The 14029-nt window shown below is 66.6% G+C and carries 14 protein-coding genes; 11 read left to right on the forward strand and 3 right to left on the reverse strand.

Annotated elements, in window-relative coordinates; all coding sequences use genetic code 11:
- Positions 1 to 405: 405 nt before the first annotated feature.
- The gene (locus HWX62_RS32370) at positions 406 to 1182 is read right to left on the reverse strand and encodes an enoyl-CoA hydratase (RefSeq protein WP_175933225.1); all 777 of its coding nucleotides are present in this window, start codon (positions 1180 to 1182) and stop codon (positions 406 to 408) included.
- 129 nt (positions 1183 to 1311) lie between these two features.
- Between HWX62_RS32370 and paaN the strand changes: the two genes are divergently transcribed.
- The 5 genes from paaN to paaK all read left to right on the forward strand — a co-directional run bounded on the left by paaN (position 1312) and on the right by paaK (position 6936).
- Positions 1312 to 3018: a phenylacetic acid degradation protein PaaN gene (gene paaN / locus HWX62_RS32375; protein WP_175933226.1), complete on the forward strand. Its 1707-nt coding sequence runs from the start codon at positions 1312 to 1314 to the stop codon at positions 3016 to 3018.
- 87 nt (positions 3019 to 3105) lie between these two features.
- Complete coding sequence (pcaF, locus tag HWX62_RS32380; RefSeq protein ID WP_175933227.1) at positions 3106 to 4308, forward strand: 3-oxoadipyl-CoA thiolase; 1203 nt, start codon at positions 3106 to 3108, stop codon at positions 4306 to 4308.
- A 45-nt stretch (positions 4309 to 4353) separates the two neighbouring features.
- Positions 4354 to 5145 carry a 2-(1,2-epoxy-1,2-dihydrophenyl)acetyl-CoA isomerase PaaG gene (paaG, locus tag HWX62_RS32385; protein ID WP_175933228.1) on the forward strand — a complete coding sequence of 264 codons (792 nt, stop codon included), beginning with the start codon at positions 4354 to 4356 and terminating at the stop codon, positions 5143 to 5145.
- 1 nt (position 5146) lies between these two features.
- Complete coding sequence (gene paaI, locus HWX62_RS32390; protein WP_175933229.1) at positions 5147 to 5599, forward strand: hydroxyphenylacetyl-CoA thioesterase PaaI; 453 nt, start codon at positions 5147 to 5149, stop codon at positions 5597 to 5599.
- 38 nt (positions 5600 to 5637) lie between these two features.
- A complete protein-coding gene (paaK, locus tag HWX62_RS32395; RefSeq protein WP_175933230.1) occupies positions 5638 to 6936 on the forward strand; it encodes a phenylacetate--CoA ligase PaaK in 1299 nt (432 codons plus the stop codon).
- Between the two features lie 247 nt (positions 6937 to 7183).
- Here paaK and HWX62_RS32400 read toward each other — a convergent pair whose 3' ends face one another.
- Positions 7184 to 8308, reverse strand: a complete 1125-nt coding sequence (locus HWX62_RS32400; protein ID WP_244136135.1) for an MltA domain-containing protein — start codon at positions 8306 to 8308, stop codon at positions 7184 to 7186.
- A gap of 28 nt (positions 8309 to 8336) precedes the next feature.
- Between HWX62_RS32400 and HWX62_RS33175 the strand changes: the two genes are divergently transcribed.
- Positions 8337 to 8480, forward strand: coding sequence for a hypothetical protein (locus tag HWX62_RS33175; protein WP_244136136.1), 144 nt, complete (start codon positions 8337 to 8339; stop codon positions 8478 to 8480).
- Between the two features lie 14 nt (positions 8481 to 8494).
- On the opposite strand, the gene apaG is transcribed toward HWX62_RS33175, so the two are convergent.
- A complete protein-coding gene (gene apaG / locus HWX62_RS32405; RefSeq protein ID WP_006477037.1) occupies positions 8495 to 8869 on the reverse strand; it encodes a Co2+/Mg2+ efflux protein ApaG in 375 nt (124 codons plus the stop codon).
- 177 nt (positions 8870 to 9046) lie between these two features.
- Here apaG and rpe point away from each other — a divergent pair, with 177 nt between their 5' ends.
- The 5 genes from rpe (at position 9047) to trpD (ending at position 13999) form a co-directional block, all read left to right on the forward strand.
- Positions 9047 to 9733, forward strand: coding sequence for a ribulose-phosphate 3-epimerase (gene rpe, locus HWX62_RS32410; RefSeq protein ID WP_175933232.1), 687 nt, complete (start codon positions 9047 to 9049; stop codon positions 9731 to 9733).
- Between the two features lie 4 nt (positions 9734 to 9737).
- On the forward strand, positions 9738 to 10502 hold the full coding sequence (locus tag HWX62_RS32415; protein WP_175933233.1) for a phosphoglycolate phosphatase: 765 nt from the start codon (positions 9738 to 9740) through the stop codon (positions 10500 to 10502).
- 357 nt (positions 10503 to 10859) lie between these two features.
- The gene (trpE, locus tag HWX62_RS32420) at positions 10860 to 12353 is read left to right on the forward strand and encodes an anthranilate synthase component I (protein WP_175933234.1); all 1494 of its coding nucleotides are present in this window, start codon (positions 10860 to 10862) and stop codon (positions 12351 to 12353) included.
- Positions 12354 to 12366: 13 nt separating this feature from the next.
- The gene (locus HWX62_RS32425; protein WP_175933235.1) at positions 12367 to 12954 is read left to right on the forward strand and encodes an aminodeoxychorismate/anthranilate synthase component II; all 588 of its coding nucleotides are present in this window, start codon (positions 12367 to 12369) and stop codon (positions 12952 to 12954) included.
- A 13-nt stretch (positions 12955 to 12967) separates the two neighbouring features.
- Positions 12968 to 13999 (forward strand): anthranilate phosphoribosyltransferase, encoded by a 1032-nt coding sequence (gene trpD / locus HWX62_RS32430; protein WP_175933236.1) that lies wholly within the window; start codon positions 12968 to 12970, stop codon positions 13997 to 13999.
- Positions 14000 to 14029 lie beyond the last annotated feature (30 nt).

Genomic DNA, 14029 nt, shown 5'->3' on the forward strand with positions numbered 1-14029 from the left:
GCTGTTAATTTTTAAAGAGCAATTCTGCGAGAAACTCCGTGTTTCTCAGCAGTGCTGCGTTTTCAGCAGCAGAGAAACGAGATTATGAACCGTGTTTCGCAGCGCGTCAACAACTTTCTGAACGACTTCGTTGCGACTGCGGGGCTCAACTTCCGTACCGCCAAGGCTCGCTACTTCCGAACCCCGACAGCACCGCTTCCCTTCCTTCCGCGCGGCGTTTCCGTAAGCGCGAAAGAGGCGTGATTCTAAGCACCTGCCCCCATCCGCGCAAGCGCTTTGTGAAGAAAGTTTGAAAAAGCCTCCCGTGCGCTCGCGCGCACGGAGGCTTTTTACCAACCGGACGAGGCGCTCACGACGATAACGGGTACAGGCCACCGTCGTGCCCCCCGCGTCGACACCGGCCGATTAGCGGTGCTTGAACACAGGCTTGCGCTTCTCGACGAATGCCGCCATCCCTTCCTTCTGGTCTTCCGTCGCGAACAGCGAATGGAACAACCGGCGCTCGAAGTGGACGCCTTCAGCCAGCGTCGTCTCGTACGCGCGGTTCACCGACTCCTTGACCATCATGACCGCCGGCAGCGAAAACTCGGCGATCGTCGTCGCGGCGGCAATCGCCTCGTCGAGCAGCTTGTCAGCCGGCAGCACGCGCGATACAAGCCCGGCACGCTCGGCCTCGGCCGCGTCCATGAAGCGCGCGGTCAGGCACATGTCCATCGCCTTCGCCTTCGATACCGCGCGCGGCAAGCGCTGCGTGCCGCCCGCGCCCGGCATCACGCCCAGCTTGATCTCCGGCTGACCGAACTTGGCCGTGTCCGCCGCGAAGATGATGTCGCACATCATCGCGAGTTCGCAGCCGCCGCCCAGCGCAAAGCCCGATACCGCCGCAATGATCGGTTTGCGGATCGCGCGGACCGTCTCCCAGTTGCGCGTGATGTAGTCACCCCGATAAACATCCATATAGGAGTAGGTCGCCATCATGCCGATGTCCGCGCCGGCCGCAAACGCCTTCTCGCTCCCGGTCACGACGATCGCGCCGATATCGTCGTCCGCATCGAACGCCTTCAGCGCAGCACCCAGCTCATCCATCAGCGCATCGTTCAGCGCATTCAGCGCCTTCGGACGGTTCAGGGTCACCAGACCGACACGCCCCCGGGTCTCCACCAGGATGTTCTCGTAAGCCATCTATTTCTCCTCGATCAATGAAATGAGAAACGCCTCGCACATGCGAATAGTTTGATGCTACCATTCTCCGACCAACCGGTCGGTTAATTAATCGATCCGATCCCTCTCAACGATCACCAGGCCGCCGCCATGACCCATGCACTGTTCACGAAGCACGAAGACACGCTGAAGCACGCACTCGCCGCCATCGAGAGCCGCGGGTACTGGAGCCCGTTCGCCGAAATGCCGAGTCCCAAAGTGTACGGGGAAAGCGCAAGCGCGGACGGTGAGGCCGCGTTCAAGTCGCACCTCGACAAGACCTTCGTGCTCGACCAGCCGGCGTCCGGCGAAACGGTCGGCGCCGAGCGCTCGCCGTACGGTATCGCGCTGGGCGTCCGGTATCCGAAATCGACGCCCGATGCACTGATCGCCGCAGCAATCGCCGCGCAACGCACGTGGCGCGAAGCCGGCCCGAAGGCCTGGGTCGGCGTCAGCCTCGAGATCCTCGCGCGCCTGAACCGTGCAAGCTTCGAAATTGCCTACAGCGTGATGCACACCACGGGGCAAGCGTTCATGATGGCGTTCCAGGCCGGCGGCCCGCACGCGCAGGACCGCGCCCTCGAGGCGGTTGCCTATGCGTGGGACGAACTGCGTCGCATCCCGGCCGATGCGCACTGGGAAAAGCCGCAAGGCAAGAACCCGCCGCTCGCGATGCACAAGCGCTATACGATCGTGCCGCGCGGCACGGGCCTCGTGCTCGGCTGCTGCACGTTCCCGACCTGGAACGGCTACCCGGGCCTGTTCGCCGATCTGGCAACGGGTAATACCGTGATCGTCAAACCGCACCCGGGTGCGATCCTGCCGCTCGCCATCACGGTACGAATCGCCCGCGACGTGCTGCGCGAAGCCGGGTTCGATCCGAACGTCGTCACGCTCCTCGCGACCGAACCTAACGACGGGGCCCTCGTCCAGGATCTCGCGCTGCGCCCCGAGATCAAGCTGATCGACTTCACCGGCAGCACGCAGAACGGCACGTGGCTCGAACGCCATGCCCACCAGGCACAGGTCTACACCGAGAAGGCCGGCGTCAACCAGATCGTGATCGACTCGACCGACGACCTGAAGGCCGCCGCCAGGAACATCGCATTCTCGCTGGCACTGTACTCCGGCCAGATGTGCACGGCACCGCAGAACATCTACGTACCGCGCGACGGCATCCGGACGGCCGAGGGCCACGCGAGCTTCGACGAAGTCGCGCAAGCGATCGCGGTTGCCGTGCAGAAACTCACCGGCGACCCGGCACGCTCGGTCGAACTGATCGGCGCGATCCAGAACGATGGCGTGACCGCGCGCATCGACGACGCACGCAAGCTCGGCCGCGTGCTCGCCGAGAGCGTGCCCCTCCAGCATCCCGCCTTCCCCGATGCGCGCGTGCGCACGCCGCTCGTGCTGCAACTCGACGTGGCCGACCGCGAGAAATTCACGCAGGAATGGTTCGGCCCGATCTCGTTCGTGATCGCGACCGACTCGACCGCGCAATCGCTCGACCTGGCCGGTGAAATCGCCGCCGAGCATGGCGCGCTGACCCTCTCCGTCTACAGCACCGACGATGCAGTCGTCGACGCCGCGCATGACGCGGCAGTACGCGGCGGCGTCGCGCTGTCGATCAACCTGACGGGCGGTGTATTCGTCAACCAGTCGGCCGCGTTCTCCGACTTCCACGGCACGGGCGCGAACCCGGCAGCCAACGCGGCGCTGGCCGACCCGGCATTCGTCGCCAACCGGTTCCGCGTGGTGCAAAGCCGCGTCCATGTTGCCCCGAGGGCGGTGCCGGCGGAAGCTGGCCAGACGGCATAACCCGATTGGCCGACGTGCAAACGCCGCCATGTTCTCTACCATGAACGAATCCGCCACCAAGCGGGTTCGTCACTCATCGATACGCCCATGACAGACGCCTACATCTGCGACGCGATTCGCACCCCCATCGGCCGCTACGGCGGTGCGCTGAAAGATCTCCGTGCCGACGACCTCGGCGCGGTGCCGCTCAAGGCGCTGATCGAGCGCAACCGCGACGTCGACTGGGCGGCGATCGACGACGTGATCTTCGGTTGCGCGAATCAGGCCGGCGAGGACAACCGCAACGTCGCGCGCATGTCGGCGCTACTGGCGGGCCTGCCGACCGCCGTGCCGGGCACGACGCTGAACCGGCTGTGCGGCTCCGGCATGGACGCGGTCGGCACGGCCGCGCGCGCGATCAAGGCAGGCGAGGCGCGCCTGATGATCGCGGGTGGCGTCGAGAGCATGACGCGCGCGCCGTTCGTGATGGGCAAGGCCACGAGCGCGTTCGCGCGCCAGGCCGACATCTTCGACACGACGATCGGCTGGCGCTTCGTCAATCCGCTGATGAAGCAGATGTACGGTGTCGATTCGATGCCGGAGACGGCCGAGAACGTCGCGGTCGACTACCACATCAGCCGCGCGGATCAGGACCTGTTCGCGCTGCGCAGCCAGCAGAAGGCGGCGCGGGCGCAGCAGGACGGCACGCTCGCTGAAGAAATCGTCGCGGTCACGATTGCGCAGAAGAAAGGCGATGCCATCGTCGTGTCGCGCGACGAGCATCCGCGCGAAACGTCGCTCGAAGCGCTCGCGAAGCTGAAGGGCGTGGTACGGCCAGACGGTTCGGTGACGGCCGGCAACGCGTCGGGCGTCAACGACGGCGCCTGCGCGCTGCTGCTCGCCAATGCGCAGGCGGCCGACCAGTATGGCCTGCGCCGCCGCGCGCGCGTGGTCGGCATGGCGACGGCCGGCGTCGCGCCGCGCGTGATGGGCATCGGCCCCGCGCCGGCCACGCAGAAACTGCTGCACCAGCTCGGCATGCGCATCGACCAGTTCGACGTGATCGAGCTGAACGAGGCGTTCGCATCGCAAGGTCTCGCCGTGCTGCGCATGCTCGGCGTCGCTGACGACGATCCGCGCGTGAACCCGAACGGCGGTGCGATCGCGCTCGGCCACCCGCTCGGTGCATCGGGCGCGCGGCTTGTCACCACGGCGCTCCATCAACTCGAGCGTACCGGCGGCCGCTTCGCGCTCTGTACGATGTGCATCGGCGTCGGCCAGGGCATCGCGATCGCGATCGAACGCGTGTAACCGACGCGCCGCGCGCCTATAACGAAGTCATGAAGGAGATACTGCATGTCCTATCAGGCGATCCAGCTGGATATCGATCCGGCCGCGGGCGTGGCCATGATCACGCTCAACCGCCCCGACAAGCTGAACAGCTTCACGCGGGCGATGCATCGCGAACTGCAGTCGGCGCTCGATGAAGTCGAGGCGGCCGGTGCACGCGCGCTGATTCTGACGGGCGCGGGGCGCGGCTTTTGCGCGGGACAGGATCTGGCCGACCTCGATTTCACGCCGGGCGCATCCACCGACCTCGGCGCGCTGATCGACGAGCATTTCAATCCGCTGATCCGCCGTCTGCAACGTCTGCCGATTCCGGTAATCGCCGCCGTCAACGGCACAGCGGCCGGCGCCGGCGCGAATCTCGCGCTCGCGTGCGATCTCGTGTTCGCCGCCCGCTCGAGCAGTTTCATCCAGGCTTTCGTCAAGATCGGGCTCGTACCCGATTCGGGCGGCACGTGGTTCCTGCCGCAACGCGTCGGCATGGCGCGCGCGCTGGGGCTCGCGCTGACCGGCGACAAGCTGGGCGCCGAACAGGCCGAACAGTGGGGCCTGATCTGGCGTGCGGTCGACGACGACGCCCTCGTCGCGACCGCACGCAAGCTCGCCACCCAGCTCGCGCAGCAGCCGACGCTCGCCATCGCGTCGATCAAGCAATCGATGCGAGACAGCGTCACGAACACGCTCGATCAGCAGCTCGACCTGGAACGCGACCTGCAGCGCAAGCTCGGCCAGTCGCACGACTATGCGGAAGGCGTGCAGGCTTTCATCGAGAAGCGCGCGCCTCGCTTCGAGGGGCGTTGACATGACGAACGCCGCCGCCACGCTCGACCCTGATTCCGTCGCCCGCGCCACCGCGCAGGCCATGTACGACGCCGACGCCTGCAGCCGCGCGTTCGGCATGGAAATCGCCGAAGTCCGCGCCGGCTATGCGCGCCTGCAGATGCGCGTGCGGCCCGAATTCCTGAACGGGCACCAGACCTGTCACGGCGGAATCATCTTCACGCTCGCCGATTCGACGTTCGCGTTCGCGTGCAACTCGTACAACCTGAATGCGGTCGCGGCCGGCTGCTCGATCGAATTCCTGCGCCCCGTGCACGGCGGCGACCTGCTGACGGCCGAGGCGATCGAACAGGCGCGCGCCGGTCGCCACGGCATCTACGACATCCGCGTCACGAACCAGACAGGCGACACGGTCGCGATGTTTCGCGGCAAATCCGCCCAGATCAAGGGCACGGTCATCCCGGCAGACCGCTGACGTCGACGGCTCGCCCATAACAAACACTGGAGACATGCATGACTACCCCGCTACCGCTCGAGCCGATCGAGACCGCCTCACGCGACGAGCTGACCGCGCTGCAGCTCGAACGCCTCAAGTGGTCGCTCCGGCACGCGTATGACCACTCGCCCGTCTATCGCCGCAAGTTCGACGAAGCCGGTGTGCATCCCGACGACCTGAAGACACTCGCCGACCTGTCGCGCTTCCCGTTCACGACCAAGGGCGACCTGCGCGACAACTATCCGTTCGGGATGTTCGCGGTGCCGCAGGACCAGATCTCGCGCATCCACGCGTCGTCGGGCACGACCGGCAAGCCGACGGTCGTCGGCTATACGGCCGCCGACATCGACACGTGGGCGAATCTCGTCGCACGTTCGATCCGCGCCGCCGGTGCGCGCCGCGGCGACAAGGTGCACGTCAGCTACGGCTACGGGCTGTTCACGGGCGGGCTCGGCGCGCACTATGGCGCCGAACGCGCAGGGCTGACCGTGATCCCGTTCGGCGGCGGCCAGACCGAAAAGCAGGTACAGCTGATCCAGGATTTCCGGCCCGACATCATCATGGTCACGCCGAGCTACATGCTGTCGATCGCCGACGAGATCGAGCGCCAGGGCCTCGATCCCGTGCACAGCTCGCTGCGCATCGGCATCTTCGGCGCGGAGCCGTGGACCAACGACATGCGCGTCGCCATCGAACAGCGGATGGGCATCGACGCAGTCGACATTTACGGACTGTCCGAAGTGATGGGGCCGGGCGTGGCGTCCGAATGCGTCGAGACCAAGGACGGTCCGACCATCTGGGAAGACCACTTCTATCCCGAAATCATCGATCCGGAAACCGGCGAAGTGCTCCCGGACGGCGAACTCGGCGAGCTCGTGTTCACGTCGCTGACGAAGGAAGCGCTGCCGATCATCCGCTATCGCACGCGCGACCTCACGCGCCTGTTGCCGGGCACCGCCCGGACGATGCGCCGGATGGAGAAGATCACCGGCCGGTCGGACGACATGATGATCGTGCGCGGCGTCAACGTGTTCCCGACGCAAATCGAGGAACAATTGCTCAAGCAGCGCGCGCTCGCGCCGCACTATCAGATCGTGCTGACGAAGGAAGGCCCGCTCGACGTGCTGACGCTCAACGTCGAGCCCTGCCCGGAGACCGCGCCCGATTCCGCGGCGATCCAGGCGGCAAGACAGGCGCTCGCGTACGACATCAAGTCGCTGATCGGCGTGACGGCCGTGATCAACGTGCTGCCCGTAAACGGCATCGAGCGCTCGGTCGGCAAAGCGCGCCGCGTCGTCGACAAGCGCAAGGGCTGAGGCCGCTCGCCGCGCACACGTCGTGTAGCAGCGAATCCGTGCCGCCAAATGAAACAGCCCGATCGACCAACGCCGATCGGGCTGTTTCATTCCGAAGCATCGTTCGACGCGACGCGCGCAACCTCACGCAAACCTGATCGCATGGCCGCACCCGTGATCGGGCCTGCGGCACGGCACGCGCATGAATCGCGCGGCCCATGCCGCCTGTCGTGCGCAGCCCCCTCCGGGCAAGCCGCGCCACCCCGAATCACGAATTCGGGAACAGCAGCCACATCCGGCCGACCTGCTTCATCCGGCCGGCCAGGTCGCCCGCGTCGTCGCCGAGCCCCCAGAAATAGTCTGCCCGCACGCCGCCCTTGATCGCCGAGCCCGTATCCTGCGCGAACACGAGCCGGTTCATCGGCGTATTCGTCAGCGGACGCGTGGTCTGCAGGAACACCGGCGTGCCGAGCGGGATCGACGATGGATCGACCGCGATCGAGCGCTCCGGCGTCAGCGGCACGCCGAGCGCGCCGATCGGACCGTCCGCGCCGCCATGCGGCGCATCCTCCTTGGTCGGCATGTCGCGGAAGAACACGAAGCGCGGATTCGTGTCGAGCAGCGCATCGACGCGGGTCGGGTTCGCCTTCGCCCAGGCCTTGATGCCCTGCATCGTCGCCTGCGCGGGCGTCAGCTCGCCATGATCGAGCAGCCACTTGCCGATCGAACGGTACGGCTGGTTGTTGGTGCCGCCGAAGCCGACCCGCATCACCGAGCCGTCGTCGAGCAGCACGCGCCCCGAGCCCTGCACCTGCAGGAAGAACGCCTCGATCGGATCGTCGACCCACACGAGCTCGTTGCCGTTCAGGATGCCGGCGCGCTCGAGCTGCGCGCGTGCCGGCAGCGCGGCACCCGCGCGATAGCCGGCCGGCCAGCGATAGAGCGCGTACTGATACGGGCCGCGGCGCACGCGCGAACCGTGCAGCAGCGGCTCGTAATAGCCGGTCACGAGCCCGTCGAGCGTACCGTCGGTGTTCGCGAACTGGAACGGCGTGAAATACGTTTCGAAGAAGGCGCGCGCGCTGCTGACGTCGAGTTCGTCGAGCCGGTCGGCGGCCGCGCAAGCGCGCGCCCAGGCCGGCTGGCGCGCGAGCCGCGCGCAGTTCTGCCGCAGCGCGGCGGTCGCGCCGATCAGCGAATCGTCCTGCCAGCCCGGCACCTGCTGCCACGCGACCGGCGTGAGCCGCTTCGCGGCCACCTGCCCGGGCACGATCGCCGCGCCGGTCGGCGGCTTCAGCGCGGAGGTTCGCGTCGGCGCGCCGCCGCACGCGGCGAGCAGCGCCGCCGCGGCAGCAGCGGCCATCCACCCGGCCAGCCGGGGCCCAAACCACATACAATGTCCGTTCTTGATGGAAACCGCCATGTCAGATTTTCTCGACCAATATCCGATGCTCATCTTCGCGCTCGAAGCCTTCGTAGCGCTTGCCCTGCTGATCTTCATCGTCGTGTGGACGTCGTCGGGCAAAAAGAAGCAGCCCCGCAACAACGACCGCCAGCCGCGCTGACGCGCGCCGCACGCTCAATGCAGCGTGCGGGGCATGTGCAGGGCGAATTCGTCGACCGGCGCCTCGAAACGCTCGCCGTCCTCCGCGACGCAGAAGTACGCACCGCGCATCGTGCCGACCGGCGTCGCGATCACGGCCCAGCTCGTGTATTCGAAATGCTCGCCCGGCTGCAGCAGCGGCTGGTGCCCGACGACGCCGAGCCCCTTCACTTCCTGCACGTGGCTCTCGCTGTCCGTGATGATCCAGTGACGCGCGATCAACTGCGCCGCGACCTGCCCGGTGTTGCGGATCGTCAGCGTGTACGCGAATGCGTATTGACGGTGATCGGGGTCGGATTGTTCCGGCAAGTAGCTGGTTTTCACCGAAACGGTGAACTGATACTGACTCATGGTGTGTCCGCTGTAGGTAACCGCGCGCGCCGACTCGAGCGGCCGGGCCGCGGGCGCGCCGCATTGGTTCGGCATTCTATGCGCAATCGGGCCGCAACCGCACGGCCTGCCGCCGCGCGCCGGGTCGCCGGACGGTAGAATGACGGTTTTGCGCCGCAACGTCCCCGCTCCCCTGTCATGACTCAATTCCGCATCGCTCCCAGCATCCTGTCGGCCGACTTTGCACGGCTCGGCGAAGAAGTCCGCAACGTGGTCGCCGCCGGCGCCGACTGGATCCACTTCGACGTGATGGACAACCATTATGTGCCGAACCTCACGATCGGCCCGCTCGTCTGCGAGGCGATCCGCCCGCACGTGCAGGTGCCGATCGACGTGCACCTGATGGTGCGCCCGGTCGACCGGATCGTGCCCGATTTCGCGAAGGCCGGCGCGAACCTGATCAGCTTCCATCCGGAAGGCTCCGACCACATCGACCGCACGCTGTCGCTGATCCGCGACCACGGCTGCAAGGCCGGTCTCGTGTTCAATCCGGCCACGCCGCTGAACTACCTCGACCACGTGATGGATCGCCTCGACTTCGTGCTGCTGATGTCGGTGAACCCCGGCTTCGGCGGCCAGTCGTTCATTCCGGAAACGCTGAACAAGCTGCGCGAAGCGCGCGCCCGCATCGACGCATACACGGAGCGCACCGGCCGCGAGATCCTGCTCGAGGTCGACGGCGGCGTGAAGGCCGACAACATCGCGGAAATCGCGGCGGCCGGCGCCGATACGTTCGTCGCCGGTTCGGCGATCTTCGGCAAGCCCGACTACCGCCAGGTGATCGACGAGATGCGCGCGGCGCTCGCCACCGTCGAGCGGAGCTGACGCCGTGGCCGACTCGTCGTTCGCCGGCCACGCGCCGGCCGGGGCCGCCACGGACGCGGCCCCGATCCGCTTCGCCGCGCCGCGCATCGATGCCGCGCTGATCGACCTCGACGGCACGATGGTCGACACGGCCGACGATTTCACGGCCGGCCTGAACGGGATGCTCGCGCAGCTCGGCGCGCCGGCCACATCGCGCGACGAGGTGATCGGCTACGTCGGCAAGGGTTCCGAACACCTGATCCAGAGCGTGCTGAAGCCGCGCTTCCCGGCCGACGAAGCGCACGCCCGCTTCGACGACGCCCTGGCGATCTACCAGACCGAATACGCGAAGATCAACGGCCGCCACACGCGTCTCTATCCGGACGTGGCGGCCGGTCTCGATGCGCTGCGGGCGGCCGGCATCCGGCTCGCGTGCGTGACGAACAAGCCGCACCGCTTCGCGGTCGAGCTGCTCGAACAATACGGGCTGGCCGGCTGCTTCGGCATCGTGCTGGGCGGCGACAGCGTCGCGCGCAAGAAGCCCGACCCGCTGCCGATGCTGACGGCCTGCGACGCGCTCGGCGTCGCGCCGGACGCCGCGGTCGCGATCGGCGACTCGGAAAACGACGCGCTGGCGGGCCGCGCGGCGGGAATGGCGACGCTGACGGTGCCGTACGGCTACAACCACGGCAAAGCTATACAAACGATAAATTCGGATGGTATAGTCGATTCGTTGCTGGTCGCGGCTCGCGCAATTTCCGCGCACAACGCCGGCCGGCCAACCGTCTGATTATTTCTTCCATCCGCATGTTTCTGAATAAAAAACGGAGTCTGAGCAGCATCGACCGGGGAGCCTGGCCCTGGCGTCGCTGGTCGCGCTAACCTCTTCGATGAGGTACGCTGAAGCACGTCTTCAGCGCCGTTTTTTATCTCGCTGCGCATCCGCGCGCCGATCGTCGCACCACCTCGAGTTCCACCGCGTCCGAACGCTTGCGTTCAGGATCGGCCGCAGGCTCGCGACGCTCACGCCCGGAGTGCCGGCCGGCAACAGGCACTTCTCGATCGACCGCCCTTTCGCCGACGGCCACCCGCGCAGCGTCAAGTGATCCCTGGCGCACGCGCCGCTCGTCCCGAACAGGACCGGAACATGACCGAACTCGAATTCCAATCGCTCGCGAACGAAGGCTACAACCGCATCCCGCTGATCGCGGAAGCCCTCGCCGATCTCGAAACGCCGCTGTCCCTCTACCTGAAGCTGGCCCAGCCCGAACGCGCGGGCGCCAACTCGTTCCTGCTCGAATCGGTGGTCGGCGGCGAACGCTTCGGCCGCTACTCGTTCATCGGCCTGCCCGCCCGCACGCTGGTACGCACCCGCAACGGCGTGTCGGAAGTCGTGCGCGACGGCCAGGTCGTCGAGACGCACGACGGCGACCCGTTCCAGTTCATCGAATCGTTCCAGGCCCGTTTCAAGGTCGCGCAGCGCCCGGGCCTGCCGCGCTTCTGCGGCGGCCTCGCCGGCTACTTCGGCTACGACGCGGTGCGCTACATCGAGAAGAAGCTCGCGAACACCGCGCCGCGCGACGATCTCGGCCTGCCCGACATCCAGTTGCTGCTCACCGAGGAAGTCGCGGTGATCGACAACCTCGCGGGCAAGCTCTACCTGATCATCTATGCGGACCCGGCCCAGCCGGAGGCTTACACGAAGGCGAAGCAGCGCCTGCGCGAACTGAAGCAGCGCCTGCGCACGACCGTGCAACCGCCCGTCACGTCGGCGAGCGTGCGCACCGAGACGTTCCGCGAATTCAAGAAGGACGACTATCTGGCCGCCGTGCGTCAGGCGAAGGAATACATCGCCGCCGGCGAGCTGATGCAGATCCAGGTCGGCCAGCGACTGACGAAGCCGTACCGCGACAATCCGCTGTCGCTGTACCGTGCGCTGCGTTCGCTGAATCCGTCGCCGTACATGTATTACTACAACTTCGGCGATTTCCACGTGGTCGGCGCATCGCCGGAAATCCTGGTGCGCCAGGAAAAGCGCGGCGACGACCAGATCGTCACGATCCGGCCGCTCGCCGGCACGCGCCCGCGCGGCAACACGCCCGAGCGCGACGCGGAACTCGCGACCGAGCTGCTCAACGATCCGAAGGAGATCGCCGAGCACGTGATGCTGATCGACCTCGCGCGCAACGACGTCGGCCGCATCGCGGAAATCGGCTCGGTGCAGGTGACCGACAAGATGGTGATCGAGAAGTACTCGCACGTGCAGCACATCGTCAGCTCGGTCGAAGGCAAGCTGAAGCCCGGCATGACGAACTACGACGTGCTGCGCGCGACCTTCCCGGCCGGCACGCTGTCCGGCGCGCCGAAAGTGCGCGCGATGGAACTGATCGACGAACTCGAGCCGGTCAAGCGCGGGCTGTACGGCGGTGCGGTCGGCTACCTGTCGTTCTCGGGCGAGATGGATCTCGCGATCGCGATCCGCACGGGCCTGATCCACAACGGCAACCTGTACGTGCAAGCGGCGGCCGGCGTCGTCGCGGATTCGGTACCCGAATCCGAATGGCTAGAGACCGAGAACAAGGCGCGCGCGGTGCTGCGTGCGGCCGAACAGGTCCAGGACGGCCTCGATAGCGACTTCTGACCGGAGACTGACCATGCTGCTCATGATCGACAACTACGACTCGTTTACCTACAACCTGGTCCAGTACTTCGGCGAACTCGGCGAGGACGTGCGTACCTATCGCAACGACGAAATCACGCTCGACGACATCGCGCGCCTGAACCCCGACTCGATCTGCCTGTCGCCGGGGCCGAGCAATCCGCAGCATGCGGGCATCACGCTCGACGTGCTGCGCGAATTCGCGGGCAAGAAACCGATCCTGGGCGTCTGCCTCGGCCACCAGGCGATCGGCGAAGCGTTCGGCGGCCGCGTCGTGCGCGCGAAGACCATCATGCACGGCAAGGTGAGCCGGATCGAAACCGATTGCCGCGGCGTGTTCGCCGACCTGCCGAAGCATTTCGACGTGACGCGCTACCACTCGCTCGCGATCGAGCGCGAATCGCTGCCCGACTGCCTCGAGGTGTCCGCATGGACCGACGACGGCGAGATCATGGGCGTGCGCCACAAGTCGCTGCCGGTCGAAGGCGTGCAGTTCCACCCGGAATCGATCCTGTCCGAGCATGGCCATGCGCTGCTCGAGAATTTCCTGAAGCAGGCGCGCGCGGCTGCGCAGGCTGCATGACCGGAGCCTCACGATGACGATTACCCCGCAGGAAGCGCTGCAGCGCACGATCGAGCACCGGGAGATCTTCCACGACGAAATGCTGCACCTGATGCGGCTGATCATGCGCGGCGACCTGTCGCCCGTGATGGCGGCCGCGATCATCACCGGGCTGCGCGTGAAGAAGGAGACGATCGGCGAGATCGCCGCCGCCGCGACCGTGATGCGCGAATTCGCGAACCACGTCGAGGTGCAGGACAACTCTAACTTCGTCGACATCGTCGGCACCGGCGGCGACGGCGCGCACACGTTCAACATCTCGACCGCGTCGATGTTCGTCACGGCGGCCGCGGGCGCGAAGGTCGCGAAGCACGGCAACCGCGGCGTGTCGAGCAAGTCCGGCAGCGCCGACGTGCTCGAGGCGCTCGGCGTGAACATCGATCTGCAGCCGGACGAGGTCGCCGCATCGATCGCCGAAACCGGCATGGGCTTCATGTTCGCGCCGAACCATCATCCGGCGATGAAGAATATCGCGGCCGTGCGCCGCGAGCTCGGCGTGCGCACGATCTTCAACATCCTCGGCCCGCTGACCAATCCGGCCGGCGCGCCGAACCAGCTGATGGGCGTGTTCCACCCCGACCTCGTCGGCATCCAGGTGCGCGTGATGCAGCGCCTCGGCGCGCAGCACGTGCTCGTCGTGTACGGCAAGGACGGGATGGACGAGGTGTCGCTCGGCGCCGCGACGCTCGTCGGCGAATTGCGCGACGGCCAGGTGCACGAATACGAGATCCATCCGGAGGACTTCGGCCTGCAGATGGTGTCGAACCGCACGCTGAAGGTGGAAAATGCCGACGAATCGCGCACGATGCTGCTCGGCGCGCTGGACAACCAGCCGGGCGTCGCGCGCGAGATCGTCACGCTGAACGCGGGCACCGCGCTCTATGCGGCGAACGTCGCCGAATCGATCGCGGACGGCATCCAGCTCGCCCGCGAAGCGATCGCGAGCGGCAAGGCGCGCGCGAAGGTCGACGAACTCGTACGCTTCACGCAGCAGTTCAAGCGCTGACCCTCTTACACGAATCCAGCAGGAATCCAC

Source organism: Burkholderia sp. BCC0506, assembly GCF_902833145.1.
Taxonomy (GTDB): Bacteria; Pseudomonadota; Gammaproteobacteria; order Burkholderiales; family Burkholderiaceae; genus Burkholderia.

Bases quoted from the DNA above. Each gene is read 5' to 3' on its own strand.
- rpe (WP_175933232.1), top strand. From the start codon at position 9,047: ATGACTCAATTCCGCATCGCTCCCAGCATCCTGTCGGCCGACTTTGCA.
- HWX62_RS32400 (WP_244136135.1), bottom strand. From the start codon at position 8,308: ATGTGGTTTGGGCCCCGGCTGGCCGGGTGGATGGCCGCTGCTGCCGCG.
- paaK (WP_175933230.1), top strand. From the start codon at position 5,638: ATGACTACCCCGCTACCGCTCGAGCCGATCGAGACCGCCTCACGCGAC.
- trpE (WP_175933234.1), top strand. From the start codon at position 10,860: ATGACCGAACTCGAATTCCAATCGCTCGCGAACGAAGGCTACAACCGC.
- paaG (WP_175933228.1), top strand. From the start codon at position 4,354: ATGTCCTATCAGGCGATCCAGCTGGATATCGATCCGGCCGCGGGCGTG.
- paaI (WP_175933229.1), top strand. From the start codon at position 5,147: ATGACGAACGCCGCCGCCACGCTCGACCCTGATTCCGTCGCCCGCGCC.
- apaG (WP_006477037.1), bottom strand. From the start codon at position 8,869: ATGAGTCAGTATCAGTTCACCGTTTCGGTGAAAACCAGCTACTTGCCG.
- paaN (WP_175933226.1), top strand. From the start codon at position 1,312: ATGACCCATGCACTGTTCACGAAGCACGAAGACACGCTGAAGCACGCA.
- pcaF (WP_175933227.1), top strand. From the start codon at position 3,106: ATGACAGACGCCTACATCTGCGACGCGATTCGCACCCCCATCGGCCGC.
- HWX62_RS32370 (WP_175933225.1), bottom strand. From the start codon at position 1,182: ATGGCTTACGAGAACATCCTGGTGGAGACCCGGGGGCGTGTCGGTCTG.
- trpD (WP_175933236.1), top strand. From the start codon at position 12,968: ATGACGATTACCCCGCAGGAAGCGCTGCAGCGCACGATCGAGCACCGG.
- HWX62_RS32425 (WP_175933235.1), top strand. From the start codon at position 12,367: ATGCTGCTCATGATCGACAACTACGACTCGTTTACCTACAACCTGGTC.
- HWX62_RS33175 (WP_244136136.1), top strand. From the start codon at position 8,337: ATGTCAGATTTTCTCGACCAATATCCGATGCTCATCTTCGCGCTCGAA.